This window comes from Dyella sp. CR10 (genome assembly GCF_055814425.1).
Genome location: NZ_CP185986.1, coordinates 4,219,902 through 4,246,825, shown reverse-complemented (window position 1 = coordinate 4,246,825; position 26,924 = coordinate 4,219,902). Strand labels below are relative to the sequence as shown.

General features: G+C 68.2%; 25 protein-coding genes. 13 read left to right on the top strand and 12 right to left on the bottom strand.

All coding sequences use genetic code 11. The features are described 5' to 3' along the window. Positions 1 to 42 precede the first annotated feature (42 nt). From ACNR9O_RS19160 to hemH, 4 genes are all read right to left on the bottom strand, one after another. On the bottom strand, positions 43 to 1,914 hold the full coding sequence (locus tag ACNR9O_RS19160; protein ID WP_473685836.1) for an aspartyl protease family protein: 1,872 nt from the start codon (positions 1,912 to 1,914) through the stop codon (positions 43 to 45). A gap of 74 nt (positions 1,915 to 1,988) precedes the next feature. Continuing rightward, positions 1,989 to 2,795, bottom strand: a complete 807-nt coding sequence (locus ACNR9O_RS19155; RefSeq protein ID WP_473685838.1) for a helix-turn-helix transcriptional regulator — start codon at positions 2,793 to 2,795, stop codon at positions 1,989 to 1,991. A 44-nt stretch (positions 2,796 to 2,839) separates the two neighbouring features. Beyond that, entirely contained in the window at positions 2,840 to 3,691 is an 852-nt protein-coding gene (locus ACNR9O_RS19150) for an alpha/beta fold hydrolase (protein WP_473685840.1), read from the bottom strand. Beyond that, positions 3,688 to 4,746, bottom strand: coding sequence for a ferrochelatase (hemH, locus tag ACNR9O_RS19145; RefSeq protein WP_473685842.1), 1,059 nt, complete (start codon positions 4,744 to 4,746; stop codon positions 3,688 to 3,690). The genes ACNR9O_RS19150 and hemH overlap by 4 nt, the downstream gene beginning before the upstream one ends. A 109-nt stretch (positions 4,747 to 4,855) precedes the next feature. Here hemH and ACNR9O_RS19140 point away from each other — a divergent pair, with 109 nt between their 5' ends. The 4 genes from ACNR9O_RS19140 (at position 4,856) to tatC (ending at position 7,005) form a co-directional block, all read left to right on the top strand. Further along, positions 4,856 to 5,545 carry a lipid-binding SYLF domain-containing protein gene (locus tag ACNR9O_RS19140; protein ID WP_473685844.1) on the top strand — a complete coding sequence of 230 codons (690 nt, stop codon included), beginning with the start codon at positions 4,856 to 4,858 and terminating at the stop codon, positions 5,543 to 5,545. Between the two features lie 67 nt (positions 5,546 to 5,612). Further along, positions 5,613 to 5,837 carry a Sec-independent protein translocase subunit TatA gene (tatA, locus tag ACNR9O_RS19135; RefSeq protein ID WP_473700675.1) on the top strand — a complete coding sequence of 75 codons (225 nt, stop codon included), beginning with the start codon at positions 5,613 to 5,615 and terminating at the stop codon, positions 5,835 to 5,837. 21 nt (positions 5,838 to 5,858) lie between these two features. Beyond that, complete coding sequence (gene tatB, locus ACNR9O_RS19130; RefSeq protein WP_473685848.1) at positions 5,859 to 6,260, top strand: Sec-independent protein translocase protein TatB; 402 nt, start codon at positions 5,859 to 5,861, stop codon at positions 6,258 to 6,260. Further along, positions 6,247 to 7,005: a twin-arginine translocase subunit TatC gene (tatC, locus tag ACNR9O_RS19125; protein ID WP_473685850.1), complete on the top strand. Its 759-nt coding sequence runs from the start codon at positions 6,247 to 6,249 to the stop codon at positions 7,003 to 7,005. The genes tatB and tatC overlap by 14 nt, the downstream gene beginning before the upstream one ends. A gap of 7 nt (positions 7,006 to 7,012) precedes the next feature. Here the strand turns inward: tatC and ACNR9O_RS19120 are convergent, their stop codons facing one another. Then, positions 7,013 to 9,064 carry a TonB-dependent receptor domain-containing protein gene (locus ACNR9O_RS19120; protein ID WP_473685852.1) on the bottom strand — a complete coding sequence of 684 codons (2,052 nt, stop codon included), beginning with the start codon at positions 9,062 to 9,064 and terminating at the stop codon, positions 7,013 to 7,015. A gap of 190 nt (positions 9,065 to 9,254) precedes the next feature. On the opposite strand from ACNR9O_RS19120, the gene ACNR9O_RS19115 reads away from it, so the two are divergent. The 4 genes from ACNR9O_RS19115 (at position 9,255) to ACNR9O_RS19100 (ending at position 13,475) form a co-directional block, all read left to right on the top strand. Further along, on the top strand, positions 9,255 to 10,451 hold the full coding sequence (locus ACNR9O_RS19115; RefSeq protein WP_473685854.1) for a murein hydrolase activator EnvC family protein: 1,197 nt from the start codon (positions 9,255 to 9,257) through the stop codon (positions 10,449 to 10,451). Between the two features lie 119 nt (positions 10,452 to 10,570). Beyond that, positions 10,571 to 11,941, top strand: coding sequence for a S41 family peptidase (locus tag ACNR9O_RS19110; RefSeq protein WP_473685856.1), 1,371 nt, complete (start codon positions 10,571 to 10,573; stop codon positions 11,939 to 11,941). Positions 11,942 to 12,007: 66 nt separating this feature from the next. Further along, positions 12,008 to 12,637, top strand: coding sequence for a thymidine kinase (locus tag ACNR9O_RS19105; RefSeq protein WP_473685858.1), 630 nt, complete (start codon positions 12,008 to 12,010; stop codon positions 12,635 to 12,637). A gap of 73 nt (positions 12,638 to 12,710) precedes the next feature. Next, positions 12,711 to 13,475 (top strand): hypothetical protein, encoded by a 765-nt coding sequence (locus ACNR9O_RS19100; RefSeq protein ID WP_473685861.1) that lies wholly within the window; start codon positions 12,711 to 12,713, stop codon positions 13,473 to 13,475. Positions 13,476 to 13,515: 40 nt separating this feature from the next. Here ACNR9O_RS19100 and mutM read toward each other — a convergent pair whose 3' ends face one another. The 6 genes from mutM to ACNR9O_RS19070 form a co-directional block, all read right to left on the bottom strand. Next, positions 13,516 to 14,343 carry a bifunctional DNA-formamidopyrimidine glycosylase/DNA-(apurinic or apyrimidinic site) lyase gene (gene mutM / locus ACNR9O_RS19095; protein ID WP_473685863.1) on the bottom strand — a complete coding sequence of 276 codons (828 nt, stop codon included), beginning with the start codon at positions 14,341 to 14,343 and terminating at the stop codon, positions 13,516 to 13,518. 6 nt (positions 14,344 to 14,349) lie between these two features. Next, positions 14,350 to 15,774 (bottom strand): NADP-dependent phosphogluconate dehydrogenase, encoded by a 1,425-nt coding sequence (gndA, locus tag ACNR9O_RS19090; RefSeq protein WP_473685865.1) that lies wholly within the window; start codon positions 15,772 to 15,774, stop codon positions 14,350 to 14,352. Positions 15,775 to 15,868: 94 nt separating this feature from the next. Next, positions 15,869 to 16,354, bottom strand: coding sequence for a hypothetical protein (locus tag ACNR9O_RS19085; RefSeq protein ID WP_473685867.1), 486 nt, complete (start codon positions 16,352 to 16,354; stop codon positions 15,869 to 15,871). After that, positions 16,351 to 17,703: a GldG family protein gene (locus tag ACNR9O_RS19080; RefSeq protein WP_473685869.1), complete on the bottom strand. Its 1,353-nt coding sequence runs from the start codon at positions 17,701 to 17,703 to the stop codon at positions 16,351 to 16,353. Before ACNR9O_RS19080 ends, ACNR9O_RS19085 begins: the two co-directional genes overlap by 4 nt. Then, positions 17,703 to 18,491 (bottom strand): ABC transporter permease, encoded by a 789-nt coding sequence (locus ACNR9O_RS19075; protein WP_473685871.1) that lies wholly within the window; start codon positions 18,489 to 18,491, stop codon positions 17,703 to 17,705. The genes ACNR9O_RS19080 and ACNR9O_RS19075 overlap by 1 nt, the downstream gene beginning before the upstream one ends. A 10-nt stretch (positions 18,492 to 18,501) precedes the next feature. Continuing rightward, on the bottom strand, positions 18,502 to 19,236 hold the full coding sequence (locus tag ACNR9O_RS19070) for an ABC transporter ATP-binding protein (protein WP_473700674.1): 735 nt from the start codon (positions 19,234 to 19,236) through the stop codon (positions 18,502 to 18,504). 161 nt (positions 19,237 to 19,397) lie between these two features. Between ACNR9O_RS19070 and ACNR9O_RS19065 the strand changes: the two genes are divergently transcribed. Together ACNR9O_RS19065 and ACNR9O_RS19060 are read left to right on the top strand one after the other, a co-directional pair. After that, complete coding sequence (locus ACNR9O_RS19065) at positions 19,398 to 20,591, top strand: DesA family fatty acid desaturase (protein WP_473685875.1); 1,194 nt, start codon at positions 19,398 to 19,400, stop codon at positions 20,589 to 20,591. 96 nt (positions 20,592 to 20,687) lie between these two features. After that, the gene (locus ACNR9O_RS19060; RefSeq protein WP_473685877.1) at positions 20,688 to 21,224 is read left to right on the top strand and encodes a DUF4166 domain-containing protein; all 537 of its coding nucleotides are present in this window, start codon (positions 20,688 to 20,690) and stop codon (positions 21,222 to 21,224) included. Position 21,225: 1 nt separating this feature from the next. On the opposite strand, the gene ACNR9O_RS19055 is transcribed toward ACNR9O_RS19060, so the two are convergent. After that, positions 21,226 to 22,335, bottom strand: coding sequence for a saccharopine dehydrogenase family protein (locus ACNR9O_RS19055; RefSeq protein ID WP_473685879.1), 1,110 nt, complete (start codon positions 22,333 to 22,335; stop codon positions 21,226 to 21,228). A 211-nt stretch (positions 22,336 to 22,546) separates the two neighbouring features. On the opposite strand from ACNR9O_RS19055, the gene ACNR9O_RS19050 reads away from it, so the two are divergent. The 3 genes from ACNR9O_RS19050 to ACNR9O_RS19040 all read left to right on the top strand — a co-directional run bounded on the left by ACNR9O_RS19050 (position 22,547) and on the right by ACNR9O_RS19040 (position 26,895). Beyond that, complete coding sequence (locus ACNR9O_RS19050) at positions 22,547 to 23,395, top strand: C2 family cysteine protease (RefSeq protein ID WP_473685881.1); 849 nt, start codon at positions 22,547 to 22,549, stop codon at positions 23,393 to 23,395. 197 nt (positions 23,396 to 23,592) lie between these two features. Next, entirely contained in the window at positions 23,593 to 24,228 is a 636-nt protein-coding gene (locus ACNR9O_RS19045) for a hypothetical protein (RefSeq protein ID WP_473685883.1), read from the top strand. Between the two features lie 162 nt (positions 24,229 to 24,390). Beyond that, on the top strand, positions 24,391 to 26,895 hold the full coding sequence (locus tag ACNR9O_RS19040; protein WP_473685885.1) for a S9 family peptidase: 2,505 nt from the start codon (positions 24,391 to 24,393) through the stop codon (positions 26,893 to 26,895). The last annotated feature ends 29 nt before the right edge of the window (positions 26,896 to 26,924 follow it).

The window sequence follows — 26,924 nt, the reverse complement described above, 5'->3', positions numbered from 1 at the left end:
CTCGCTCCAGGGGCGACAGCTCGCCCCTGAAGCGGCAGCGGATCAACGCGGCGCTACATCGCGCAGGCGCATCTTCAGCACCTTGCCGCCGTCCAGCGTGAGTTCGAGCGGCGTGCCTTCCGGTCGCGCCATGCTGGCTTCGCGCAGTTCGCCCACGCCGATCGTACGCGCCGGCTTGCCGTTGACCGCGACGATGAAATCGCCGGCCTTCAGACCGGCCTCGGCCGCGGGGCCGCCGGGCAATGCCCAGATCACCTTGTAACGATCCGGTTGCGCGGCCGACTTGCTCGCGCGGAAACCGGCCATCGCGTAATTCCGCTCGGCGGAGCCCGTGCGCGGCATCAGCACCATCTCGGCGCGGCGGTAATCGAAATGCACGTTGAAACGCGACAGCACGTCCTGGCCGATATTGCCGGCCTCGGACGGATTGCCGGTCGCGCCGGCGTCGGCGCGGGTGAGCATTGCCACGACGTTATCCAGCCGCTGCCCGCCGAGCTGCAGGCTGCGGGCATGCGCGAAGTGCGCGGTGAACAACCCGCCCACGCCACCGGTAGGCGCCGGCGCACCGCCCTCGTAATGCGCGGCGATGCCGTTGCGTGCAGCCCACTGCGGAAACACCAGGGTCAAGCCGCTGTTGCCGGTGTCGATGCCGAACACGCCGCGCTTGCCATCGAGGCTGGCCTCGGCCAGCGGCATGTCGTCGGTGAACGTCAGCGCGATCCGCTCGCCCGGCACCGCGGCCGGTGCGTCGCCGCGATCATAGGGTTGCAGTACCAGCTGGTGCTTGTCGTAATCGAACGTGACAGCGAAGCGCTCGAAGACTTCCAACCCCAGGATCCCGGCGACGGGCTCGCGGCCTTCGCCGCGCTCATAGAACTCGTGCGGATAGGGCATCACCAGGAACGGGATGTCACGGATGTCTGCGCCGCCAAGGCCCAGGTGGCCGACGCGCGCATACGCGGTTTCCATCGAACCGGGACCGGAGCCGGTGCTCACGCCGGCGCCCTGCGTCGTCATGCCGAGCTTCTTCGCCGCATCGGCGGTGAGGATGGCGTGGCCGCCGGTATCGAGGATGAAGGGCATGGGCCCTTTGCCGTCGATGCTCGCTTCGACCAGCAGGATGCCGCCTTCCAGCTGCATCGGGACCGTCGTCGTGCGCGCACCGTCCGCCATGGTCACGTCGCGGACCTTGTTGTCGGGACGTGCCAAGGCATCGGCCGGCGCGCGATCGAGCCAGCGGTAGCGTTCCACCTGATCGGTGCTGGCATTGTCCTGCCCGCCGCCGGCGGTGGCTGCGCTGGCGACGATGCGGAACGGCAGGCGCACGCCGTCCACGTCGCGGTAGTCGGCATAGGTCTGGGTGGCCAGCAGGAAGGAGCTTTGCCACGTCGCCCGATCCAGCCGGTGCGTGGCAGGGTCGATCCATAGCGTGACGGCGCGACCCTCCGGCGGCGTGGCTTCGAGGCGTGCATAGCGATGTCCGTCCGCTTCGCCATCCGGCAGCCGGCGATAGCGCGTGCCGTCGTCGGCGGCGAGAAAACCGAACCGGCGCAGCCAGGTCTCGCTGGCGGCCACGACCCGGGCTTCGGGCGAATCGAGGGGGTGAGTCAGGCCGGTAATATCGCGACGCCAGACACCATCCGCGTCCCGTCCCTCGGCGCGGACGAATAGCGGATTGCGCGCCTGCTCGGCGTAGTGGCCGTTGCGCAGGTCGACGGTCATGCGCCACTCGCCGGCGAGACCGTCGGCGTCCTGGCGACCTTCGGCGGCAAGTGCACCGTGGCGTCGCCAGGCGTCGGCGCCATGCGCCTCGCGCAACTGGCGCAGCAAGGTGTCGGCATCGTCGGCACTGGCGAGCGCCGGCAGCAGCAGGCCGGCGAGCAGGAGCAGGCGGGGCAGGGAAGGCTTGAGCATGAGGTTCGTCTCCTTGGCGTGCGGGAGGCATGCTGCCGGGCTCGTCGCGCGGCGACTAGGACGAACGTGAGGTTTCAGGACGCGCTTTGCGTTTTGTGCCGGTAGTCACGGGGCGTTGCGCCGGTGATCCGTTTGAACACGCGCGCGAAATGGCTCTGGTCGGCGAAGCCGGCGTCCGCGGCGATCTCGGCGATCGGCCGGGCGCCGTTCGCCAGCTCGCGACAGGCTTGGCGAATGCGCAAGCTGCGGCGGTAATCGCCGATCGACATGCCATGCGCCTGCTGGAAGCTGCGCGCGAGATGCGCCGGATGCACGCCGGCGAGCCGGCCCAGGTCGGCCAGCGAAAGCGCCGCCATGGGCTCGTCGTGAAGCCGTTCCATCACCCTGGTCAGCCACGCCGGACGCTTTTCCGGGCTGCCGCTGCGGCAGGCCAGCGCGACCAGCTCGAACACCGCCGACTGCAGCGCGAGCGGCGCGGCGTCGTCGTCCGCCGCCAGCTCGTTTTCGATGCGCGCCAGCAGGCGCGCGGCATCGGGCAGACGCAGCGCGCGATAGTCGCCCAGCAGGCGCCGCATGCCGCCATCGGCGGCCAGTTCGCGCGAGGGGAAGATGCTCAGGCAGCGCGCGCCGTGCGGCGAGAAGCGGTTGGCATGGCGATGTCCCTGCGGATGGGCGAGCAGCAACCCCGGCGAGCATGCGGTTTCTTCGCTGGGGGACTGTTGCGTATAGGCGCCACCGGCCACCAGGCAGAGATAGGCATCGTCGTGCTCATGCAAGGGCAGCGTATCGGCGCCCGCATAAGTGGTCGCGGTGACCAGCACGTCGCCGATCGACAGGCGGTGCTGCGGAGATCCGAAGTTGGTGCGGCCGAGATGCTGCATGGCGCCAGTGTAGGGCCGCGCCGCGCGCCGCCGCGTGCCGTTGGTCAGGGATCGCCCAGATGAGCGAGCGCCCAGTCCGCGACGGCCTGAGGATGTTCCAGGTGCAAATGGTGGCCGCCGTCCATGTGGCTGATCGCGATGTCGGCCACGCATTCGGCGCGGCGTGCCATCGGACCGCTGGGCAGATAGGGCGTGGCGGGGCGGGCGAAAAGCAGCGCCGTGGGCGTGGCGATGCCGCTGAGCAGCGCGTGGATCTGGCTTTCGGCCAGGCGCAGCGGCGAGGTGCGGGTCAGGCGCGGGTCGCTGCGCCAGCACCAGCCGTCGGCGACTTCTCGCAGGCCGCGTTCGACGATCGGGCGCGCCAGCGCCGCGCGCAGGCCACCGGCGATGGCGCGTGCGGCGATCGCCTGGTCGATGTCGCGAAAGACGCGCAAGCCCTTGCCGTTCGACGATGGCGCCAGGCCGTCGCGGAAACGCTGCAAGGTGTGGCTGCCGTCATCGCCCAGCGGACCCAATCCTTCGATCAGCAGCAGCCGGCGGATGCGCTGGGGCGCGGCGGCGGCCAGCAGCGAGGCGATGCCGGCACCGAGCGAATGGCCGAGCAGGTCGAAGCGTTCCAGCCCCAGCGCCGCCGTGGCGGACAGCACGCTGCGCACGTAATCGACGAAGTGATAGCGCATGCCCGGGGGCAGATGATCGGCATGGCCGTGGCCGGGCAGTTCCAGCGCGATGACCTGGCGCCGTTGCGCCAGCAGCGGCGCGAGCAGGGCATAACTGCCGGCGTTGTCCAGCCAGCCGTGCAGTGCGAGCAGCGGCGGGCGATCGTCATGGCCCCATACCAGTGCGCGCAGGGTGAAGCCGGGCAGTTCGACCGCGCGTTCGGCGGGCATGCTCATGCGCCGTCGCGCTCCGGCCAGCCTTGCATGTGACGCAGTGCCAGATCGGCGAGGCTGGCGACCTGGCCCGGGCTGTCGTTGAGCGCCGGGATATAGCGCAGCGCCTCGCCGCCGGCTTCGACGAAGAAGTCGCGATTCTGCATGGCGATCTCTTCCAGTGTTTCCAGGCAATCCACTGCGAAGCCCGGGCAGGCCACGTCCAGGCGCTTGATGCCCTGCGCGGCAAGCGCGCGCACGGTGGCGTCGGTATAGGGCTGCAGCCACTGCTCGCGGCCGACGCGCGACTGGAAGCTCACCAGCAGCTGCGTTTCGTCCAGGCCCAGGCGCTGGCGCAGCCGCCGCGCGGTGGCCTGGCACTGCAGGAAGTACGGATCGCCTGCCGCGGCGTAGCGCTCCGGAATGCCGTGGAAGGACAGCAGCAGACGCTCGCCGCGACCGTGAGCGCTCCACCAGTCCTCGATGCTGCGCGCCAGCGCCTCGATATGGCCGGCGTCGTCGTGATAGTCGTTGACCACGCGCAGCTCGGGCGGCCAGCGCAGGGCCTTGAGACTGTCGGCGACCGCGTCCAGTACCGAACCGGTCGAGGTCGCCGAGTACTGCGGGTAGAGCGGCAGCACCAGCAGCCGGTTCACGCCTTCGCGCTGCAGTTGCTCGATCTGCGTCGCGACCGACGGCGCGCCGTAGCGCATGGCCAGCGCCACGCGGACCGGGCCGGGCATGCGGCGCGACAGCTCCGTCTGAAGTGCGGCGGCCAGCGCCTCACTGCCGACGCGCAGGGGCGAGCCCTCGGTCGTCCAGATGCGCTGGTAGGCATGCGCCGAGCGGCGTGGGCGGATGCGCAGGATTACGCCATGCAGGATCAGCCACCACAGCCAGCGCGGATACTCGATCACGCGCGGGTCGCCGAGGAACTCCGCCAGGTACGGACGCACTGCGCGCGCGGTAGGGGCGTCGGGCGTGCCGAGGTTGACCAGCAGTACACCCGCCTTGGGTGTCGCCTTAACGGCGTGGTCATCGGAAAGCCCGGCCAGGCCGGTATAGTGGCTGCGAGGCATGGTGGCGTCGTGGCGAATGCGGCCCCGAAGTCTGCCACAAGCCATGCGGCGCCCCGCGTGACCCGCTGTCGCGGGGCATCCCTGAGGAATCCCGCAACAGGAGTCATCCATGTTCAAAGCATCGCTGCGCCGTCTGCTGCTCGCCGCCCTGGTCCTGCTGGCGCCGGCCATGTCCGTCCATGCCGAAGATCCGCCGCTGGTGCGCGCGGAGAACTCGGTGCGGGTGCTCAAGGAAATCATGGAGGCGCCGGACAAGTCGATCCCGGTCGACCTGCTCAAGGAAGCCCATGCCATCGCGGTGATTCCCGACATGATCAAGGCCGGCTTCATCTTCGGCGGCCGCCGCGGCGAGGGCCTGATCTCCGTGAAGGGACCGGACGGCACGTGGTCCAACCCCAGCTTCGTCACTCTCACCGGCGGCAGCGTGGGTTTCCAGGCAGGCGTCTCGTCCACCGATGTGATCCTGGTGTTCCGCACCCAGCGCGGCGTCGATTCCATCGTCAACGGCAAGTTCACCCTTGGCGCCGATGCCGCCGCCGCGGCCGGCCCGGTCGGCCGTACCGCCACCGCCTCCACCGACGCCCAGTTCAAGGCCGAGATCTATTCGTACTCGCGCTCGCGCGGCCTGTTCGCCGGCGTGGCGCTGGACGGTTCGGCGCTGCGCATCGACTACGATGCCAACGAGGCCGTCTACGGCAAGGGCATCACCCCCCGCCGGATCTTCGAGGGCGGCGTTTCCAACGTTCCTACCCAGGTGGTCGATTTCCGCGACCGCCTGGAGGAGTACACTCAGCGATGATTCGGAAAGGCCGGCGCGCGACCCGCGCGAACGTTTTCCGGTCTTCATCCGCATTCGAGGCCATTCCATGAGCATGACCCACCTCCTCATCCTGCTAGTCGTCGTGGTGCTGATCTTCGGCACCAAGAAACTGCGCAACATCGGTTCGGACCTCGGCGGCGCCGTGCGCGACTTCAAGAAAGGCCTGGACGGCGGCGAAGAGAGCGACAAGGCCAAGAGCGAGCGCCTGCAGGCCGATCCGCCGGCCTCGAGCAGTACGCAGACCCAGCAAGACAAGACCGAAGCCAAGTAAGCGCAAGGCGGATCGCAGGCGATGATCGAGATCAGCTTCGGCAAGCTGGTGCTGCTGGCGCTTGTCGCGCTGATCGTGCTCGGCCCGGAAAAGCTGCCCCACGCCGCGCGCACCGCGGGCGCCTTGCTGCGCCGCGTGCGTTCGGGCTGGGACAGCGTGCGCGCCGAGGTCGAGCGCGAGCTTCAGATCGAGGAAATCAAGCGCCAGGCACGCGAAGCGGCGGAGCGAGCCCAGGCGGCGCAGTCCGAGCTGGATGCCACGCTGCGCAAGGTGCGCGATGCCGGCGCGGAAACGGTCGGGCCCGCGACCATGACACCAGCCGCGCCGGCGCCCGACGCCGGCACGCCACAGTCCATCGCCGGGGACGCACCTGCCCCGGCCCCCGAGACGCCCCCGAAGGACCCCACGCATGGCGGCGCCTGAGCAGGAAAACGAAGGCCTCGAAGAAGGCCTGTTCTCCCATCTGATCGAGCTGCGCTCGCGCCTGCTGCGGGCGATCGTGACCGTGGCCCTGGTGCTGGTGGCGCTGATTCCGATCGCCAATCGCCTGTACGCCGAACTGGCCGCGCCCCTGGTGGCGCGCCTGCCGCAGGGGGCGCACCTGATCGCCACCGAGGTGGCCAGTCCGTTTGTCACGCCGCTGAAACTAGCCTTCTACGCAGCGCTGTTCATCAGCATGCCGATGATCCTGTACCAGCTGTGGGCCTTCGTCAGCCCCGGCCTGTACAAACATGAGAAGCGCCTGGCGCGGCCGCTGCTGGCGGCGGCACTGGTGCTGTTCTATACCGGCTGCGCCTTCGCCTATTTCCTGGTGCTGCCAGCAGCGTTCCGCTTCCTGACGGCGGTGACGCCGGAAGGGGTGGAGATGATGACGGACATCACGCATTACCTCGATTTCGTGATGTTGATGTTCTTCGCCTTCGGCCTGTGCTTCGAGGTGCCGGTGGCGGTAGTGATTCTCGCCGCGATCGGCGTGGTGAACCTGCAGCAGCTGCGCGATGGCCGGCGCTACGCCATCGTGGGCGCCTTCACCATCGCCGCCTTCATCACGCCGCCGGACATCACCTCGATGATCATGCTGGCGGTGCCGATGTGTTTCCTCTACGAAATCGGTCTGCTGGCGGTACGCTGGCTGGTGAAGCCGGCCGCGCAGATCGAGGCGGGCTGAGCCTCGCTTAGAACTCCAGCTGCGCGCCGAGCATCGCGGTGCGTCCCGGCGCGGGTTCGTAGTAGCGCCCGTTGCTTTCGTTGACGATCACCGAGCCGATCACGCGTCGGTCGAACAGATTGTCCACGCGCGCGCTGAGGTGCAGCGTCGCCGCCCCCAGCGCCAGTCCGTAGCCGGCGTCGATGCCGGTGAGTACGTAGCCCGGGGCGCGCTCGCTGCCGCGATCGTCCACCGTCACCGCGCCAACGCCCTGCCACTCGATACCCGCGAGCCAGCCGAGCGCGCCGCTGCGTTCGAGGCGCAGCGATCCATAGTCCTGCGGTACGCCGGGAATGCGCGTGCCGGCACGGATGCGTACGGCCGGCGTACCGCTCAGGAAGGCATCGCGGAAACGGGCCTGCAAATGCGTGGCGCCGAGGGCGAGCCGCCAGCCATCGCCGAGATCGCCGCGCAGCGACAGCTCCGCACCCTGTCGGCGGCTGCGTCCGATGTTGCGATAACTGGAGCGCCCGCCGTTGTTGCTGGCGACGGCCAGTTCGTTGCGCGTATCGGCACGGAACCACGCGCTTTCGAGCTGCCAGCCCGCACCCTGCCATTTCGCGCCGAGCTCGCCCTGGCGGCTGCGCGCGGGGCGCAGGTCGAAAGCCAGGCCTGCGCCGCCATCCGCGCGATAGCCCAGCTCGGCGAAGGTGGGCGTCTCGAAGCCTTCGCCATAGCTGGCATAAAGCCGCAGGCGATCCGAGGGACGGTGCTGGAGACCGAGCACCGGCGTCGTCGCGCCATAGCTGATGCCGCCGCTGTCGTCGGGATTGCCGGGCACGACATAGTGGTCGCGCGCGCGGAAGCGCACTTCGCTGTGACGCATCCCCGCCAGCAGCGACCAGCGTTCGGCGAAGTGCCAGTAGAGCTGGGCGTAGGGATCGAGGTTCCGCACGCGATCGTCTTCGTCCCGGCGCAGCCGGCCGGCGACGCCCAACGCGTTGCCGGCGAAGTTCTCGTAGCCGCGCCGCTGCTGATGCTGGTCGTCGTAGCTGAAGCCCAGCACGGCCTCCAATGGCTGGCCAGCGAACTCGCCGCGCCGGGTCCAGCGCGCATCGAGGCCGCCATAGGCGGTATCCAGGTCCACCACGCCGCCGGCGCTGAGCGGATTGCGCTGCGCGGCCACCGGCACGGCCAGCATCTGCTGCACGCCGCGTTCGCCGTAATAGGCCATCAGGCGCCATTGCGTGTCGGCATCGGGCGACAGCTCGTACACCGCGCCGCCCTGGGTCTGATGCACGCTCTTGCGCGTATCGAACTGCGTGGCCGCCGCAATCGCCTGGCGCGGATCGGCCGCGGCCTGCGCCCGGGTGAGACCGAGCGGATCGCGTGCCTGGGGCAGGGCGACCGTGTTGAGCACGACCGTCAGATGCCCGCCTGTGCCCAGCTCGAAGCCCAGTCGCGCATTGCCCGACTCGCGCTGCGCGCGGCTGTGCGTGCGATAACCAGCGGTCTGGAAGTGCGACAGCGCCAGGTTGTAGTCGAAGCCGCCATCGCGTCCGCGTGTGGACAACCCCACGCGCGCCGTGCCCTGGGTGCCGCCGAACAAACCCACTCGCGTCACCGGCGGGTCGCCTCCCTCGGCGCTCCACAGCTGCACCACGCCGCCGGAGGCATTGCCGTACAGCGTAGAGAACGGACCACGCAGCACTTCCACGCGCTCTGCCGCCTCGAGGCTGAAATGCGACACCTGGCCCTGTCCGTCCGGCATCGTCGCGGGGATCCCGTCGGCGTAGAGGCGCACGCCGCGCACGCCGAAGGTAGAGCGCGCACCGAAGCCGCGCAGCGAGATCTGTTCGTCCTGGGCGTAGTTCTGCCGGTTGCGCGCCAGCACGCCGGGTACGCCGATCAGGGTTTCGGAGAGATTGACCCCGGGCTTGCCGGTGTCCTGTGGCGCTACGGTGAGCACGCTGAGCGAGGCAGGCAGATCGAACGGCGGGATAGCCAGGCGCGTCGCATTCACCTGCACCGGCGGCAGTTGCGTCGCGTCGTCGGCGCATGCCGAAAACGCTGCACTCATGCAGAGCGCATACATGCCGATTGCCCTGCCGCCACCGCGCATCGTCGCTCCCGGGAGATGGAAGCGCACGATGGTAGATGAGCCGTGACGAGAAGGAGATCCTCCGGGCCGGTATCTTGTTCCCCCGTTCCCCGTTCCCCGTTCCCCGTTCCCCGTTCCCCGATCTGCGTCGGCCCCCCATAATCCGCCCATGCCCAATTTCCTCCGCTTCGTCCATCGCCGCGGCGGCCTGGCCGGCGCCGCCATTCTCCTCGCCGCGCTCGCGGCCACGCCCGCATTCGCACAGGAAAAGACCAAGGCCGAGCAGGCCGAGGCGCAGAAAAAACTGGCCGACGTGCGCAGCAAGATGGAAGCCTTGGCGAAAGAGCAGGCCGAAACCGCCGCCAAGCGCGACAGCGCGAACGCCGAGCTGGCCAAGCGCGCCAACGCCGTGGCCGGCGCCGCCAAGGCGGTACGCCAGACCGATGCCGACCTGGCCGCCAAGCAGCGCGAACTGGACAAACTGCAGCAGGAGCGCGCCGGACTGCAGAAGAATCTCGATGGCCAGCGTGCCGCCATCGCCGACCTGCTGCGCGCGACCTATACCCTGGGACGCGGCTCCGACATGCGCCTGCTGCTGGGCGACGAGGATGTCTCGCGCGTGGCTCGCGCGCTGGCGTACTCCAAGTACTTTCAGGAAGACCGCGTGCAACGCGTGCAGAAGCTGATGGGTGACCTGGCGCACCTGCAGGACGTGGAGGCGCGCATCGCCACTGAGCAGCAAGCCCTGCAGACCACCAAGTCGCAGCGCGAACAGCAGGCCAAGACGCTGGAGCAGCAGCGCGCGGAGCAGGCCCGGCTGGCCGCGCAGACCGATGCCCAGTACAAGGACCAGGGCGAACGCCTGGCCCAGCTCAAGCAGAACGCGCAATCGCTCAACGCGCTGGTGGACAAGTTGCAGAAGGCCATCGACGAGGCGGCGCGCGAAGCGGCCAAGGCCGCCAAGGCCAATCCCGCCGGCCCCAGCGGACCGCCGGGCAAGGGCAACGCGAATATCCGCGGCAACCTGCCATGGCCAGCCAATGGCGTGGTCAATACCTACGGCAACGGCGTGCTGATCAAGGCACCGGGCGGCAGCGAGGTGCGCGCGGTCGCGCGCGGACGCGTGGTCTACGCGGCGTTCCTGCGTGGCTACGGCATGCTGCTGATCCTCAACCACGGCGGCGGCTGGCTCAGCATGTACGGCAATAACGAGACACTGTTGCGCGGCGTGGGCGACGAGGTCGACGCCGGCCAGTCGGTGGGCACCGCGGCGGCGCCTACCGGCGTCAATACCGGCGTCTATTTCGAGCTGCGCCAGAACAACAAGCCGGTGGATCCGCGCAGCTGGCTGGCTCGCCAGCGTTGACGCGGCGTCGGCGCCGCCGCAGGCTAGCCCTTATGAATTCCGGCGCGCCGCCGCGGTCCAAGCAACCCGGCGCCGTACCGCCCCAGCGGCGCGTCCCCAAGGTTTCCCGGAGCAAGTTCATGCGGTTTTCCTCACCGAGGTTTTCGTCCCCCGTCCTCGTCGCGCTGCTGCTGGCCGCCCCCGTGCTGCCGCTCCAGGCCCTGCCCGCCAAGGTCGCCAAGCCGGCCGCCGAGCCGGCCAAGGCGGCATCCAGCGCGGCCGCTGACGCGGTGGACCTGGACGACATCCGCAACTTCAGCCGCGTCTACGAAATGGTCCGCCAGGCCTACGTGGAGAAGGTCGACAACAAGACCCTGATGAAGGCCGCCATCAGCGGCATGCTCACGGGCCTGGATCCGCACAGCGAGTACCTGGACAAGGAAGGCCTGGACGAGTTGAGCGAGGACACCACCGGTCAGTATGGCGGCCTCGGCATCGAGGTGCTGCAGGTGGATGGCACGCTGCGCATCGTCTCCCCGATCGACGACACGCCCGCCTCGCGCGCCGGCATCAAGCCGGGCGACACCATCGTCAAGGTGGACGGTAACGCCGTGGACGCGGAGAACATCGACGACATGTTCAAGAAGCTGCGCGGTGATCCCGGCAGCAAGATCACGCTCTCCGTCCTGCACGAGAAGAGCGACAAGCCGGTGGACATGACGCTCACCCGCGAGCGCATCTCCGTCACCAGCGTGAAGGCGCGCGAGCTGGAGCCCGGCTACGCCTACATCCGCCTCAGCCAGTTCCAGGAAGACACCGCGGCCGATCTGGACAAGAAGCTGGGCGAACTGATCAAGAAGAACGGACCGCAGCGCGGCGCCATTCTGGACCTGCGTTCCAACCCCGGCGGCCTGCTCACCGCTGCGGTGGGCGTGAGCGATGCCTTCCTCGACAGCGGCACCATCGTCACCACGCGCGGCCGCTTGCAGGATGCCAACCTCAGCTTCTCCGCGCATCCGGGCGATCTGCTCAATGGAGCGCCGATGGTGGTGCTGGTGGACAACGGCACGGCATCCGCCGCGGAAATCGTCTCCGGCGCGCTGAAGGACAACCACCGCGCGCTGATCATCGGCCGCCGCACCTTCGGCAAGGGCGTGGTGCAGACCGTGCTGCCGCTGGATGCCGAGCATGCGGTGAAGATCACCACCGCGCGTTATTACACGCCAGCCGGCACCTCGATCCAGGCCGAAGGCATCAAGCCCGACATCGCGCTGGCTGACCTGGCGGTCAACAAGGCCGACAGCGCCGCCACGCTGATCGGTTCCGAAGCGGACCTGCGCAATCACCTTGCCAACGAGGACGGCAGCCGGGATCGCAAGGCCATCGACAACGACGGCAGCGCAGAAAATGCCAAGCTCGCCACCGAGGACTACGCGCTGTCGCAGGCGCTGAACGTGCTCAAGGGCCTGGCCCTGAATCGTGGCGTGCCGGCGCAGGCAGCCAAGCAGTAACCGCGCGATGCCAACCGCGGCGTGGCGCGCGGTACGATGCGCGCCTGCACTTTTTCCCGGTTAGCCATGGCCAAGCTCTACTTCTACTACTCGGCGATGAACGCCGGTAAGACCACCACGCTGCTGCAGAGCGCCTACAACTATCACGAGCGCGGCATGCGCACGCTGATCCTTACGCCGGCGCTGGACAGCCGCTTCGGTGAGGGCGTAGTGGCCTCGCGCATCGGCCTGAAGGCGAATGGCCGCCGTTTCGGTGGCGAACAGAACCTGCTGGCGCTGGTCGAGGCCGACATCAGCGCGCGCGGGCCGCTGCACTGCGTGTTCATCGACGAGGCGCAGTTCCTCACCAAGGCCCAGGTGTGGCAGGCCAGCGATGTGGTCGACCGGCTCAACATCCCGGTGCTCGCCTATGGCCTGCGTACCGACTTCCGCGGCGAGCTGTTCGAGGGCAGCCGCTATCTGCTGGCCTGGGCGGACAACCTCGAAGAGATCAAGACCATCTGCCACACCGGCCGCAAGGCCACCATGGTGGTGCGCGTAGACGAGCAGGGGCGCGCCGTGACGGAAGGCCCGCAGGTTGAGATCGGCGGCAACGACCGCTATGTCTCGGTGAGCCGAGCGGAGTTCAAGAAGATCACTGAAGGCCGCGGCCGCATCGAACTGCAGCAGCCCGTGCTGCCGCTGGGCGAATCCTGACGAATTCACCGGGCGCGGTGCGCCGCGCTCCCGGAAGGCCCCGTGCCGGCCGGCATCCACAAGGAATCAAGACATGGCCACCCCGATCCGCATCCCCGCCTGGCAGCGTCCGCATTGGCAGCCCGGCGGCGAGGACATCTACCTGCACTTCTACGTGTTCGGCAATTTCGAGAACGTGCGGGTGCCGTCCGCGCCCTACGGCAGCGATGGCCTGCCGCGCGGCATCGAGGCGACCAACCATCACCACGCCACGCTTCGCCAGTGGGACGGCTATCCGCTCCGCGGCGAGCTGGGCCGCATCTTCAAGGAAGACGCGCCGGACGCCTATCGCGCGGCCATCGATGCGCCGCAGGTGATGGTGCTGCGCGGGCGCATCGCCGACCAGGGCGACGTGGGTTATCTGCGCGACACGCTCGGCGTGGTCGCCGGCCTGCTGGATATCGGCGGCGTCGCCGTGCTCGACCCGCAGATCGTTTCGCTATTCGACGCCGATGCCTGGCGCCGTCGCTACCTGGTGCCGGATGGCGCGCCGATCCGTAACCACCTGCTGATCCTGCGCAACGGCGAGGAAGACGGCGATGGCAGCTGGGTCAGCACGCGCGGCATGCGCAAGTTCGGACGCCCCGATGTCAGCCTGCGCCACGTGCCGGACAGCGATACCGACCGCGCCGGCATGCTGTGCGAACGGCTGGCGGATATGCAGGCGCTGGGCGCGCATTTCGCCGACGGGCAGCCGCTGGAGGTGGACGGTCTGCCGGGTCTCGTCGCGACGCTGGGCGGGGGCGAGGAAGAGCCGCCGTTCTACAACCGCTTCGTCGAGTTTCGCTGGCCCGATTGAGCGGCGCAGGTCGGGGTGAGCTCAGCGAACCCCAGGCTGCTTACTTCTGGCACCTCGGGCACCAGAACGTCGAGCGTTGCCCCAGCACGGCCTGGCGGATCGCGGTGCCGCACACGCGGCACGGCTCGCCCTCGCGGCCGTACACCATCAGTTCGCGCACGAAATAGCCGGGCATGCCGTCCGGGTTGATGAAGTCGCGCAGCGTGGTGCCGCCGCGCTCGATCGCCCAGGCCAGGATGCGCTTCACCTCGGCGGCCAGGCGCGCATAGCGGGCCCGCGACACCGCGCCGGCGGCGCGGCGCGGATCGATGCCGGCGGCGAACAGCGCTTCGCTGGCGTAGATGTTGCCCACGCCGACCACCACCGCGTTATCCATCAGAAACAGCTTCACCGCCGCCGTGCGACCGCGCGAGAGATGCCAGAGCAGGTCGCCGTCGAAGGCGTCGGTGAGCGGTTCGGGTCCCAGGTCCGCCAGCAGCTCATGGGTGGTTCCCGGCGGTTGCCACAGCAGGCAGCCGAAGCGCCGCGCATCGGTGAAGCGCAGGATGCGCGGACCCTCGTTCGCGCGAACTTCCAGGGCGATATCCACATGGTCGTGCTTGCCCACCAGCGCATCCGGCGGCAGCACGCGCAGCACGCCGGTCATGCCAAGGTGCAGCAACGCGCTGCCGGCCTGCGTATGCAGCAGCAGGTATTTGGCGCGTCGCTCGATCGACTCGATGCGCTGGCCTGGCAGAAGTTGCTCGATCTCCGGCGGAATCGGCCAGCGCAGGTCGCGCCGGCGCAGCGTCACTCCAGTAACGCTGCGGCCGATCAGGTGCGGAGCGATGCCGCGCCGGGTGGTTTCGACTTCAGGCAGCTCAGGCACGCGCGCTTACGTCCAGTCGGCATGGAAGCTGCCGGGCCGGTCGATGCGTTCGAAGGTATGCGCGCCGAAATAGTCGCGCTGCGCCTGGATCAGGTTGGCGGGCAGCCGTTCCGCGCGATAGCTGTCGTAGTACGCGATCGCCGATGCGAAGCCCGGCACCGGTACGCCAGCCTGCACCGCGGCACTCACCACATCGCGCAACGCCTGTTGGTACTGCGCGGCGATATCGCGGAAATACGGATCGAGCAACAGGTTGGCCAGTGCCGGATCGTGCGCGTAGGCGTCGGTGATCTTCTGCAGGAAGCGTGCGCGGATGATGCAGCCCGCGCGGAAGATCCTCGCGATGGTGCCGTAGGGCAGGTTCCACTGGTACGTATCGGACGCCGCGCGAAGCTGGGCGAAGCCCTGCGCGTAGGACACGATCTTGCTCAGGTACAGCGCGCGCCGCACGGCTTCGACGAAAGCGGCGCGATCGCCGGCGAACGGCTTCTGCTGCGGGCCGGCAAGCACCTTGCTGGCAGCGACGCGTTCGTCCTTCAGTGCCGAAAGCAGGCGCGCGAACACCGATTCGGTGATCAGCGGCAGCGGCACGGCCAGGTCCAGCGCGCTCTGGCTGGTCCATTTGCCGGTGCCTTTCTGCGCGGCGCGGTCGAGGATGATGTCGACCCGGTCCTTGCCGGTGTCCGCGTCCTTCTTGCCGAAAATGTCGGCGGTGATCGCGATGAGATAACTGTCCAGCTCGCCCTGGTTCCAATCGGCGTAGACCTTGCCCAGTTCCTCATTGGACAGGCCGAGCACCTGCTTGAGCACCGCATAGCTCTCGGCGATCAGCTGCATGTCGCCGTACTCGATGCCGTTGTGGACCATCTTCACATAGTGGCCCGCGCCATTCGGGCCCATGTAGGCCACACAGGGCTCGCCGTCTGGCGCGCGCGCGGCGATCTCGGTGAGCACAGGGGCCACCAGGTCATACGCATCGCGCGGACCGCCCGGCATGATCGACGGGCCGTGCAGCGCGCCTTCCTCGCCACCGGACACGCCGGTGCCGATGAAATGAAGGCCGGCCGCGCCGAGCTCGCGTTCGCGCCGGATGGTGTCCTGGAAGAAGGTGTTGCCGCCGTCGATCAGCACGTCGCCCTTGTCCAGCAGGGGCTTGAGTTCGGCGATGGTGGCGTCGGTGGCGTCGCCGGCTTTCACCATCAACAGGATGCGCCGCGGCTTCTGCAGTGCGTCGACGAACGCCTGCATCGAATACGTGGGCACCAGGCGCCGGTCGGGATGCTCGGCGATCACCTCATCGGTTTTCTCTCGGCTGCGGTTGTAGATGGCGACCGTGTGACCGCGACTCTCGATGTTGAGCGCGAGATTGCGGCCCATGACAGCCATGCCGACGACGCCGATGACGGGTTGCTCGAGCGGGGGACGACTCATGCGGATGCTCCCTTGGGGAGTGACGGGAATGGCATGAATATGGGGAAAGGGCGGGGGCATGCAAGGTGCCGCGGAGGCGACGCCCGCCGGGCGATCATGGCGCCCGGGTCGTCCGCGTTGCGCGCGGCGTGAAGCGCACGGAGATCAGGGCGACGCGATCGCCGACCCGCACGTAGCGCTGCGGCCCGGTAACGGACACCTCGCCGAAGGCCAGCGCCTGCCCATCGAGGCTGAGGACGGCGACCGGCGGCGCCAGGCCGATGCGCGCCGGGTCGAAATCGGCGAGCGGACGCCAGCTCAGCACGGGGGCGGCAGCGGTGGCGGCGAGGTCGGCGAGGCGGCCTTCGTCTGTCGCCGACGCCGTGCCATCCACGGCCTGCCAGCGGCCGTCGCGCCTGGCGTAATGCTCCGCGTCGCCGCCAGGAAGCTGCAGGTCGATGCGCTGGATGGTGGCCGGATCCAGGCCCAGCAGGGTGCCTGGATCATCCTGGCGGTCGCGCCGCCATTGCCAGCCGGCGGCGACAAGCAGCGGCAGAGCCAGCGCCAGCAGCCATAATCGTTGGCGCGTGGCGCGCTTCATGCGCGGCGCCGCCGCCATGCGATCAGGCCGCCGAGTGCGAGCAGCAACAGCGGCAGCGCAACGACGAAACCGAGGCTCACGGCATTGAGCTGACCCTGGCTGATCGTCAGCACGCGGTCCGGCGCGCCGCGCGGCGGCAGGTTCACCAGGGCGTCGTCGCCCAGCAGCCAGTCGAACACGCGTTCACCCAGCGCGCGGTTGCCGCCGTTGCCCAGGAAGGTGTTGGAGAGGAAATCGCCGTCGCCGATCACTGCCACGCGCTGTTCGCTTTTGTCGGGACTGGGCGACAGGCGGGTGAGGGTGAGACCGAAATCCAGCGGACCCTTCAACTCGCCGGCGTCCGCGTCGTAACGGATGCTGGAGCTCTCCGCGTTGTCGATGGGCTGGAATTCCGTCCAGCTTTGCGGACCGGAGCGCAGGAAGGCCTGCGCGTCCCACTCGCCGCGACGCGACAGTGCCAGCGCGGAAACCTGCGGGAACAGCGTGGTGAGCATGAAGCCGCGGGTGATCGCGTGTGGCGGATAGCCGCTCAGCGCGAGCAGTCGCGGATCCTTCAGACCCAGCACGGCGCCCTGGCCGTCCACCAGCACGCCCGGCAGCACGTGCACGCCCAGCGCATCGGCCAGCGGCTGCAGACCCAGATCCTCATTGCCCGGCTCGGTCAGCCACAGCAGGTTGCCGCCCGCGGCGACGTAATCGGTAAGCGCTTTCACCGCGCCCGGAGGCAGCGCCAGGGTCGGGCTGGCCAGCACCACCAGGTCGGTGTGCTGCGGCACGGCGGTGACCTGCGCGAAGCTCAGCGGCACCGCGCGCATGCCGCGGCCTTCCAGCTGCGTCATGAACATGCCCAGGTCCGCGTTGGCCTTGCCATCCGCGCGGCGCTCGCCGTCGCCGCTGACGAAGGCGACGATGCGTTCGCCGCCGCGGGTGAGGCGCTCCAGCGCATTGGTGAGGCTGCGTTCTGACAGCTCGTCCAGCCGCTGTTCGCGATTCTGGTAATGCAGGATGAGCGCACCGTCGACGGTGATGCCGAGCTCGCGCATCTTCGCCGGATCCTGCTGCGGATCGACGAAGCGCAGGGAGAGATCGGGCTTCACCATCCGGTAGCGCTGGACGAAGGCGCTCACGGTCTGGCGCAGGTCGCCCTGCGGATTGGCGTAGCTGACGATTTCCACCGGACCCTTCAGCGCATCGAGCACCGCGCGGCTCTCCGGCGAGAGACCGGCGCGGCCATCGTGGCTCCAGTCCGCCACGTAGTCGTGGCGCCAGCTCAGGTAGCCGAGCGCCCCAGCTGCCGCCAGCAGGCCGAGCGCGAACAGCCAGCCGTCCAGACGTCTGAACCAGCGCATCAGCCGCGCTCCTTGTCGGTGGCGATCCGGCGCGTCGCCAGGATCAGCGCGACCGCGACGACCAGCACGAACCAGGCCACATCGCTGCTCGCGACCAGACCGCGCAGCATGGTTTCCAGGTGCGTGCCGAGCGCGAGCCAGTTCGATATGCCGTTGCCGATGCCGGCTTTCTGCGCGGCGAGATTCACGGTGAACAGCGCCAGGCCCAGCATCAGGCTGGCCGTGGCAGCCACTGCCGGCAGCGAGGCGAAGGCGGAACAGGCGACGCCGACCGCTCCGATCGCCGCCAGGGCGAGCGCCAGGCCCAGCATGGCCGCGGCGAACTTGCCCCAGTCCAGATGGGTGCCGTGCGCGAGGCTCAACGGCATCGCCACGGTCAGCGCCAGCCAGGCCATCAGCCACAGCAGTATCGCGAGGTATTTGCCCAGCACGATGGATGCGGGCGACACGCCGCTGGCCGAAAGCATCGGCAGGGTGCCGTTGACCCGGTCGCCAGCCAGGGTGGACATGGTCAGCAGCGGCACGACCAGCAAGGCCAGCTCCACCAGGCCGAACGGCAGGATGCCGACGGTAAGCGCGCTGCTCAGCAATGGCACGCCGACCAGGTCGGTATAACCCGGCCCGCCGGGCAGGGCGGCCAGCTTGACCTGGTTGTCGAGGAAATTGCCCAGCAGCAGCGTGAAGCGCCAGGCGAGCTGCGCCAGCGACAGCGCAGCCAGCACCCAGGCCAGCGGTCGCACGAGCAGGCGGCGCAATTCGAGCCGGGCCACCGAAAGAATCGAACTCATGCAACCGGACTCATGCAGCGTGGGCCTTTCCGTTCATGGCGATGTCGAAGAAGGTCTGTTCGAGCACGCGATGGTCGCCGCTGAGCGCGGCATCGTGTCGCAGGCGGCCCTCGTGCAGGATCGCCACGCGATCGCAGACCGCGATGGTTTCGGCCAGCAGGTGCGTGGAGAGGATCACGGCGGTGCCCGCGGCAGCCTCTTCGCGGATGATCCGGCGCAGGGACGACACCTGCACCGGATCCAGCGCGTTGGCCGGCTCGTCCAGGACCAGCAGGGCTGGCTTGTGCAGCAGGGAGCAGGCCAGCCCCAGGCGCTGGCGCTGGCCCTGCGAGAGCACGCCGGCCAGGCGGCGCAGCAGCGGCTGCAGTTCCAGCCGCTCGATGGTCGCGCCGCAGGCCTGCTTGAGTGCGCTCGAGCGCAGGCCGCGCAGGCGGCCATGCGCCTGCAGATGCTCCAAAACCGTCAGTTCCGGCCAATGCGGGGCACGTTCGGGCAGCCAGCCGACCAGGCGGGCGAGTTCGGGGTGCTCGGCGAAGTCCTGCCCGTTCAGTTCGATGCGCCCTCCGTCGGGGCTCAGCGCGCCGGCGATCATGGCCAGCGTGGTGGACTTGCCGGCCCCGTTGACGCCAAGCAGGCCAAGGATCTGCCCCTTGTCCAGCGCCAGGCTGAGACGCTCCACGGCGGGGCGTCCGGCACGTCGCCGGCCGATCTGATCGAGCCTTAACAGGGGGTGTGGCAGAGTCATTGCAAGATTGTCATGGCGCCTCCACTACGGTGACAACCGGTGGGGGCGGTTCTTGCGCGCCAAAACACGTTCCGTGACAGCTTGCCGCGGATCGCTTTCCCATGCTGGTGGGTACGGAAACCCTCGATTAGACTCGTTTTTCACCCTACTGAGTGTTTCCCATGCTCGACGCAGTGCTGAATTTCCTATCCAACGGCCTCACCGGGGCCGGATGGGTCGCCATGCTGGTCTACCTGCTGGTCATGACGCAGCTGACCATCTTCACGGTGACGCTGTACCTGCACCGCAGCCAGACCCATCGCGGCGTGGACTTCCACCCCGCCCTGGCCAACTTCTTCCGCTTCTGGGGCTGGCTGACCACCGGCATGGTGGTGAAGGAATGGGTGGCGGTGCATCGCAAGCACCACGCCAAGGTGGAGACCGAGGAAGATCCGCACAGCCCGCAGATCTACGGCATCAAGAAGGTGTTCTGGGACGGTGTGTCGCTGTACCGCGAGGCCAGCTACGTCAAGGAAGACCTCGAAAAGTACGGTCGTGGCACCCCGGATGACTGGATCGAGCGCAAGCTGTTCGGCGGCCATCCGTACTGGGGCCCGACGCTGATGCTCCTGATCGACCTGGCACTGTTCGGCGTGATCGGTGCGGCCATCTGGGCCGTGCAGATGATCTGGATTCCGTTCTGGGCCGCCGGCTTCGTCAACGGCATCGGCCACTGGTGGGGCTACCGTAACTTCGAGAGCGCCGACACCGCGACCAATCTGTCGCCGTGGGGCTTCTGGATCGGCGGCGAAGAGCTGCACAACAACCACCACGCCTTCCCCAGCTCGGCCAAGTTCGCCCTGCGCAAGTGGGAGTTCGACATCGGCTGGGCGGCGATCTGCGGCCTGCGCGCCCTGGGCCTGGCCAAGGTGCTGCGCGTGGCGCCGACCCTGGACGTGCGCCCGAACGTGCACCTGCCGGACGCCGAGACCCTGAAGGCCGTGCTGACTCATCGTTTCCACGCGATGACCGACTACTACCGCGGCGTGATCGTGCCGACCCTGCGCGACGAAGCGCTGCATGCCGGCGAGAGCATCAAGGGCACGCCGCGCCGTCTGCGCCGCGCGCTGGCCGATGGCGGCCGCTGGCTGGACAACGAAGGCCGAGAGCGCCTGCAGGCCGTGCTGGCCAAGCGCCCGACGCTGCGCGTGGTGTGCGATTTCCGCGCACGCCTGGCCGAACTGATGGAGCAGCGTGGCGCCGACCAGGCCCTCAAGGGTCTGCAGCAGTGGATCGCCGAGGCCGAGCAGAGCGGCATCCGCGTGCTGCAGGATTTCGCCCAGCGCCTGAAGAGCTACGCAGTCAGCGCAGCCTGAGCCAACAGCTTCACGCTTCAACGAAAAAGCCCGCCTTCCGGCGGGCTTTTTTTTGCGGCGCTTGTCCGCCTCGCATGCGCCACGCAAGATCGCGCCATGTCCGAGGTTCTTTTTCCCGCCTTGATCGGGCCGTCCGATTGGCCGCTGTTGGCCGCGCCGGTGCAACGCATGCACGGCGGCACCGCTTCGCTGAGCGCGCATGGCGTGGCGCAGGTCGAGGGTGCACGTCATGTGCCGGCGCGCCTGTTGCGGCGTTTGCTTGGCCTGCCCGAGCCGGGTATGGACCAGGCCATTGCCTTGAATATCGAGCGGCAAGGTAGGCGCGAAACCTGGACCCGCAGCTTCGCGAACGGGCGCATGCGTTCCACGCTGGAGCCTGCCGCGGATGGCATGCACCTGCGCGAGCGCCTCGGTCCGGTATCGCTGTACTTCGAGCTGCGCCGCGACGGTGCGGCGATCGATTGGCAATTGCGCGAAGGCCGGTTACTGGGCCTGCCGCTACCGCGCAAATGGTTCGGCAGCGTGCTCTCACGCAGCCTCGCCGAAGCGGAGCGCTATGTGTTCCATATCGATACGCGCCTGCCATTGCTCGGCCAGCTGATCGCCTATCGCGGCTGGCTGGAGATCGACTGACTTACGCGAACCGCTCAATGCCGGTGCGCAACGCATAGCGGTCGAAGCCGGCCTCGATCTGTTCGAGCGTAAGCAAGCCCGTGCAAGGCATCGCACCCTTGGTGGCGATCGCGCCGTCAGCGATGCGCCGGGCCAGCACGACGGCGGGAGTCACCGGCACCTGCGGACCGTCGCCGGCATCCGCGCTCAGCCACCAGCGCAGCTTTAGCGGCTGGCCGGCCGTATCCGTGCCGCTCAACTCCACCGTCATGCCGCCTACGTCGGAGCCGAAGCGGATGAAACGCTCGCTGAGCCGGCGTAGCGCGGGCGCATAGGCGGCGAGGTTGCGAATCAGGCCCAGGCGCACCAGTGCGGACGCGCACCATGTGGCGGACTGCAGCAGAGGCAGCTCGAGACCGGCACGGAAGATGACCGTGCGCACCTGCGGATAGCGCGCGGGAAACAGGTCCAGATCCGGAATCTCGCAAATCCCGACGCGTCGTTTGCCGAACGGGTAGGGTTGCACGCGGCTGTCCATCCAGCCGTGCGCCACCTGCCAGCGCCCGTCGCGCCACACGCGTATCGGACGACCGCAGTAGCCGAGGATGGAGGCGACCGTCGCGTCACCACGAGGCGTGCGGTTACCCGGGTTGATCGTATGTTCGATGGTGTCCAGCTTGGCGAAGCGCGGCAACAACGCGTCCACCACGGCCGTGCTCAGCGCCGGCACGCTGGAACTGCCGGCGACCAGCAGGCGCCCTGCCGCGCAAGCACGCTCGTGCAGACGTTCGATGCCGGTGACGAAGTGGCGACCGTCGGCGAGATCGATGTAATCGCAGCCTGCCACGAGACAAGCTTCCGCCACCCGATAGTCCTGGCCCTGGAACGGGCCGGCGGTGTGGATCACCAGCTGGGGGCGCAGCGCGGCAAGTGTGTCGGCGAACTCCGCATCGTCCACATCGAGCCGGGCCGCCCGCATCGATGGGTCGGCGATAGAAGCGCGCAGTGCTTCCAGCGCATCACGTCTGCGTCCGGCCACGATCAGTTCGAAGCGCGCATCGCGCGCCAGCCGACGCGCCACGCGAGAGCCAAACACACCCGTGGCGCCGATCACCACTACTCGCAAGGCCATCCCTGGAAAGTCCTCTTTGGAAGGCAGGCATTACAGCAGAGTGCCGAGGGCATCGCGCCACCCAGGCGGCTCGCAACCTGCACCTAGGGCCGGCCCTAGGTAGGGACGAACCTAGCTAGGCCATGCGCGCCTCGGCGGGTTTTCATCTGTCGTCAGGCGCCGCTCGCCGCGGCGCACGGCCAACGTCCCCACTGTTCCGGAGCCAACGATCATGTCCAGCGTCAACGTCGCTTTCGCCGGTGCCGACATCCAGCGTTACCTCGGGATGCTGGAGAGCAATCCGGTGCAGGATCCGAAGATCGGCCCCGACACCACGGCGCCGAATCGTTCGCTCTACAACGACGCCAGCGGCAATCCGGACTTCTCCAACAGCAGTCAGCCCCATCCCGACGACGTCAAGCAAGAGGGGTACGGCGACTGCTATTTCGATTCGAGCCTGGCCGCGCTGGCGCAGCAGCATCCGGATCAGATCAAGAACATGATCCACGACAACGGCAACGGTACGTTTACCGTGACCTTCCCGCACCAGAAGGACAACGGCGCGGGCAACCTGTGGGGCTTGTTCGGCGACGACTATCACGATGTGAAGATCACCGTGAGCGACAAGGATCTGCCCAAGAACGCCACCAACGCCGGCGACACCAATCCCAAGTGGCCGGAGGTGCTGGAAGCGGCGTACGCCAAGCTGCATGGCGGTTACGACAAGATCGGCAACGGGGGCAATCCCACCGACGCGATGAACGCGCTCACCGGCAAGAGCGCCGATTACTACTCGCCCAAGGACGGCGCGGGGAAGATCGAGCAGGCGCTGAAGGACGGCAAGCTCGTCACCATTCTCACGCCCAAGTCCGACGGCGATCAGAAGGGCATGGAGGCGGGCCAGAATCCGCATGGTCTGGTGGGCGAGCATGCCTATACGGTGACTGGCGTCTGCACCGGGCCGGATGGCAAGCAGTACGTCGAGCTGCGTAACCCCTGGGGCTTCGACGATCCGCAGAACATCCCGCTGGACCAGTTGAACGACGGCTCGGTAGCCGAGGTCGAGATCGGCAACGCCTGATCCGGCTCCGTCACGCTGTGATCGCCGTCATCCGGCGGCGGAGAACGGCGTGGCAAGCTCGCGCCATGGCAACCATCGATCAAGCGCGCCACGCGACGACTAGGTGCCCCCGCCCGGGGCGCCTTGTCCTGTCCGCGGCGCTGCTGCTACTTTCGGCCGGCGGCACTTCCGCATGGTCGACGCAGGCAGGAAAACCCATGTCCAGCTCCAGCGATCAGCAACAGGCCGCTTCGGCCGAAGTGGAAATCGCCCGCGGCGCCGCCGGCGTGATCGGCCGTTCGCGCGTCGGCGTATCGGCCATTGCGGCAACGCCGCCGCCGTTCCAGGGTGCCCTGCCGGGGGCGCGCGCCACGCTCATCGAGATGCGCGAAACGCCGATGCATGTGGAGAGCACGCTGGTCGTGCATGAAAAGATGCTGCTGCCGCTGGCCGATGGCCTGCACCGCGTGAACAAGCTCGCCACGCCGGGCGAAACCGATCCCAGGGGCCACATCATCGTGGACGGCGAAGTCGCTCGCGCGGCTTCTCCCGGTACCGTGTTCGCGAGCGAAGAGGGCCGCCTGCGCATCGGCGGTCCCAAGGTCAGCGATGCGTTCGACTTGCGCGTGTTGTCGTGGTCACCCGACAAGCATGCGCCGCAGAGCGCTACCGTGGAGTGGCTGACGGCCGCCTATCCGCGTGAAAGCCTGCCACCGCAGCAGATCATGCAGCAGACGGTGAGGCCGGGCGACCGCCTGCAGATCGGCAAGGCGGTGCTGATCGTCAGAGCCGTCGAGGGCCAGACACAAGACCATCCTGCGTGGATCGAATTCGAGCTGGTGCCCACCCACTGAGCGGCAAGGGCGGCAGCAAGCGGATGTGAGCTCTTGCCTTGGGATGGCCGGCGCAAAGCCGGCGTGCGGGGGGCATGACTTGCAGCAGGGCGGCGGGGCCGGGGAACGGTGTAACGTCGACGCAATTATTTGCGCAGTACGCCTACCCAAGGAGACCGCACGATGCCGTCCGCCGCTTCATTGAAGGGACTTGCCCGGCTGCCCCTCGCCGCCGGCCTGATCGCCATCCTGCCCGCGCTGGCGCTGGCCGGCTATGACAAGCCGCCCGAACCGCTGCTCGGGGTGATGCACGCGCCGCTTCCGGCGGTGCCCATGCTCGATCCCACGCGCCAGCGCATGTTGCTCGTCGAGCAGTCGCAGTACCCGCCGATCGCGCGCGTGGCCGAGCCGTACCTCAAGCTGGCGGGCTTGCGCATCGAGCCGGCCAATCACGCCCGGCATGACGCGTCGAGCGGCTACGGCATCCGTACCTGCCTGAAGCGCTTCACGGTGGAAGACGTGGCCAGTCACAAGCAGCTGCCGGTGGCATTGCCGGCGGATGCCTGTCCGAGCCAGCCGCAGTGGTCGCCCGATGGCCGCCGCTTCGCTTTCGCCAATACGACGAAGGAGCGCACCGAACTTTGGCTGGGCGATGCGCTGACCGGCCAGGTGCGGCGCGTCGAGGGCGTATGGCTCAACCCGGTGATGGAAGACGACGTGCAATGGCTGCACGGCAGCGACTCGCTGCTGGTCAAGCAGGTGCCCGCCAATCTTGGCGCCGCGCCCAAGGTCAGCGAGACCGCCGGCCCGGAGATCAAGGAGTCGATCGGTGGCAAGGGCGAGAGCAGCACCTACGAGGCTCGCGACACGCTGGGCAGCCCCGATGACGAAGCCTTGTTCGAGTACTACGGCACCGCCCAGCTGGCGGTGGTCGATGCGGCCAGCGGCAGCGTCAAGGCGGTGGGCAAGCCGGGCGTCCTTGCCGGCGTGTCCGGCGCGCCCGACGGTGAGCACGTGCTGGTCGAGACGCTGAAGAAGCCGTACTCGTATGTCACCACCTATGAGCGTTTCGCACGCGACGTCAGCGTGCTCGATGTGCGCACCGGGCAATCCACGGCGATCGCTTCGCTGCCGGTGGCCGATCGCGTGCCGGTGCGCGGCGTGCCGACGGGTCCGCGCGATTTCGACTGGCGCGCCAATGCGCCGGCGACGCTGGTGTGGCCCGAGGCGCTGGACCAGGGCGATTGGAAGGTGAATGTCCCGCAGCGCGACAAAGTCATGTCGTGGAGCGCGCCGTTCAGCGGCAAGCCGCAGGAAGTGGCGCGCACCACGCAGCGCTTCAGTGGCATGCGCTGGCTGGCGCAGGGCGATGAGCCGTTCGTCTACGAGTACGACGCCAACAAGCGCTGGATCCACATCTCGCGTATCGATGTCGCCCATCCGTCCAAGCCGGCGCGCACGGTATGGGACTACTCGATGGACGAGAACTACAAGCAGCCTGGCTCGCTGCTGATGCAGCAGTTGCCGAACGGGGCGCGCGTGATCCGGCAGGAGGGCGATGACGTTTACCTGGCCGGCACCGGCGGCACACCGCAGGGCGATCGTCCTTTCCTCGATCGCTATGCGCTGTCGAGCGGTCGCACCGAGCGCTTGTTCCGTGGCGATGGCGCGGATCATTACGAAGCCGCGCTGGCGGTGCTGCCCGGGGGCGAGCGCTTCATCACGGCGCGGCAGTCGCCGGCAGAGCCGCCGAACCTGTTCCTGCATGCGCTCGGCGCGCCGGTGGCCGACGCCAAGCCCGGTGAGGCTGCGTTCGTTTCCAGCAGCGAGGCGATTACCCATATCACCGATCCCACGCCGCAGGTGCGCGGCATCGGCAAGCGGCTGGTCACCTACAAGCGCAAGGACGGCGTGGAGCTGTCGTTCACCCTGTACACGCCGCCGGGCTATAAGGAGGGCACGCGCCTGCCGGCCATCCTCTACGCCTACCCGCTCGATTACGCAGACCCGAGCAAGGCCGGGCAGGTGAGCGGCTCGCAGCAGAAGTTCGACATCCTGCGCGGCTACCGCCTGCTGCTGCTGTCGGGCTACGCCGTCATCGACAACGCTTCCTTCCCGATCGTCGGCGATCCGCGCACGGCCTACGACACCTATGTCGACCAACTGGTGATGGATGCGCAGGCCGCGGTGGACAAGGCGGTGGAGCTGGGCGTGGTCGATCGCGAGCGGATTGGCGTCACCGGTCACAGCCATGGCGCGCTGATGACCGCCAACCTGCTGGCGCATACGGATCTCTTCCGCGCGGGCGTGGCGACCAGCGGCGGCTACAACAAGGATCTGACGCCGTTCGGTTTCCAGAACGAGCGGCGTTCGCTGTGGCAGGCGCCGAGGGTGTACGAGCAGGCTTCGGCTTTCTTCCACGCCGACAAGATCAAGTCGCCGCTGTTGATCATGCATGGCATGGACGACGCCAACCCGGGCACCGAGCCGGTCCAGTCGCCCAAGCTATTTCAGGCCATCCGCGGTCTGGGTGGCACCACGCGACTGGTGATGCTGCCGCACGAGCCGCATTGGTACACCGCGATGGAGTCGAACGAGCAGGAGGTGTACGAGATGCTGACCTGGTTCGACAAATACGTGAAGAACGCCGCGCCCAAGGCGAAGGCGCAGGGCAAGGCGGCGCCTTGAGATCGCCGCGGCGCAGGCGAAAAAAAACC

What these genes read in the sequence shown, in the direction of transcription:
- ACNR9O_RS19160 (WP_473685836.1), bottom strand. Translation starts at nt 1,914, where the DNA reads ATGCTCAAGCCTTCCCTGCCCCGCCTGCTCCTGCTCGCCGGCCTGCTG.
- ACNR9O_RS19155 (WP_473685838.1), bottom strand. Translation starts at nt 2,795, where the DNA reads ATGCAGCATCTCGGCCGCACCAACTTCGGATCTCCGCAGCACCGCCTG.
- ACNR9O_RS19150 (WP_473685840.1), bottom strand. Translation starts at nt 3,691, where the DNA reads ATGAGCATGCCCGCCGAACGCGCGGTCGAACTGCCCGGCTTCACCCTG.
- hemH (WP_473685842.1), bottom strand. Translation starts at nt 4,746, where the DNA reads ATGCCTCGCAGCCACTATACCGGCCTGGCCGGGCTTTCCGATGACCAC.
- ACNR9O_RS19140 (WP_473685844.1), top strand. Translation starts at nt 4,856, where the DNA reads ATGTTCAAAGCATCGCTGCGCCGTCTGCTGCTCGCCGCCCTGGTCCTG.
- tatA (WP_473700675.1), top strand. Translation starts at nt 5,613, where the DNA reads ATGAGCATGACCCACCTCCTCATCCTGCTAGTCGTCGTGGTGCTGATC.
- tatB (WP_473685848.1), top strand. Translation starts at nt 5,859, where the DNA reads ATGATCGAGATCAGCTTCGGCAAGCTGGTGCTGCTGGCGCTTGTCGCG.
- tatC (WP_473685850.1), top strand. Translation starts at nt 6,247, where the DNA reads ATGGCGGCGCCTGAGCAGGAAAACGAAGGCCTCGAAGAAGGCCTGTTC.
- ACNR9O_RS19120 (WP_473685852.1), bottom strand. Translation starts at nt 9,064, where the DNA reads ATGAGTGCAGCGTTTTCGGCATGCGCCGACGACGCGACGCAACTGCCG.
- ACNR9O_RS19115 (WP_473685854.1), top strand. Translation starts at nt 9,255, where the DNA reads ATGCCCAATTTCCTCCGCTTCGTCCATCGCCGCGGCGGCCTGGCCGGC.
- ACNR9O_RS19110 (WP_473685856.1), top strand. Translation starts at nt 10,571, where the DNA reads ATGCGGTTTTCCTCACCGAGGTTTTCGTCCCCCGTCCTCGTCGCGCTG.
- ACNR9O_RS19105 (WP_473685858.1), top strand. Translation starts at nt 12,008, where the DNA reads ATGGCCAAGCTCTACTTCTACTACTCGGCGATGAACGCCGGTAAGACC.
- ACNR9O_RS19100 (WP_473685861.1), top strand. Translation starts at nt 12,711, where the DNA reads ATGGCCACCCCGATCCGCATCCCCGCCTGGCAGCGTCCGCATTGGCAG.
- gndA (WP_473685865.1), bottom strand. Translation starts at nt 15,774, where the DNA reads ATGAGTCGTCCCCCGCTCGAGCAACCCGTCATCGGCGTCGTCGGCATG.
- ACNR9O_RS19085 (WP_473685867.1), bottom strand. Translation starts at nt 16,354, where the DNA reads ATGAAGCGCGCCACGCGCCAACGATTATGGCTGCTGGCGCTGGCTCTG.
- ACNR9O_RS19080 (WP_473685869.1), bottom strand. Translation starts at nt 17,703, where the DNA reads ATGCGCTGGTTCAGACGTCTGGACGGCTGGCTGTTCGCGCTCGGCCTG.
- ACNR9O_RS19075 (WP_473685871.1), bottom strand. Translation starts at nt 18,491, where the DNA reads ATGAGTTCGATTCTTTCGGTGGCCCGGCTCGAATTGCGCCGCCTGCTC.
- ACNR9O_RS19070 (WP_473700674.1), bottom strand. Translation starts at nt 19,236, where the DNA reads ATGACTCTGCCACACCCCCTGTTAAGGCTCGATCAGATCGGCCGGCGA.
- ACNR9O_RS19065 (WP_473685875.1), top strand. Translation starts at nt 19,398, where the DNA reads ATGCTCGACGCAGTGCTGAATTTCCTATCCAACGGCCTCACCGGGGCC.
- ACNR9O_RS19060 (WP_473685877.1), top strand. Translation starts at nt 20,688, where the DNA reads ATGTCCGAGGTTCTTTTTCCCGCCTTGATCGGGCCGTCCGATTGGCCG.
- ACNR9O_RS19055 (WP_473685879.1), bottom strand. Translation starts at nt 22,335, where the DNA reads ATGGCCTTGCGAGTAGTGGTGATCGGCGCCACGGGTGTGTTTGGCTCT.
- ACNR9O_RS19050 (WP_473685881.1), top strand. Translation starts at nt 22,547, where the DNA reads ATGTCCAGCGTCAACGTCGCTTTCGCCGGTGCCGACATCCAGCGTTAC.
- ACNR9O_RS19045 (WP_473685883.1), top strand. Translation starts at nt 23,593, where the DNA reads ATGTCCAGCTCCAGCGATCAGCAACAGGCCGCTTCGGCCGAAGTGGAA.
- ACNR9O_RS19040 (WP_473685885.1), top strand. Translation starts at nt 24,391, where the DNA reads ATGCCGTCCGCCGCTTCATTGAAGGGACTTGCCCGGCTGCCCCTCGCC.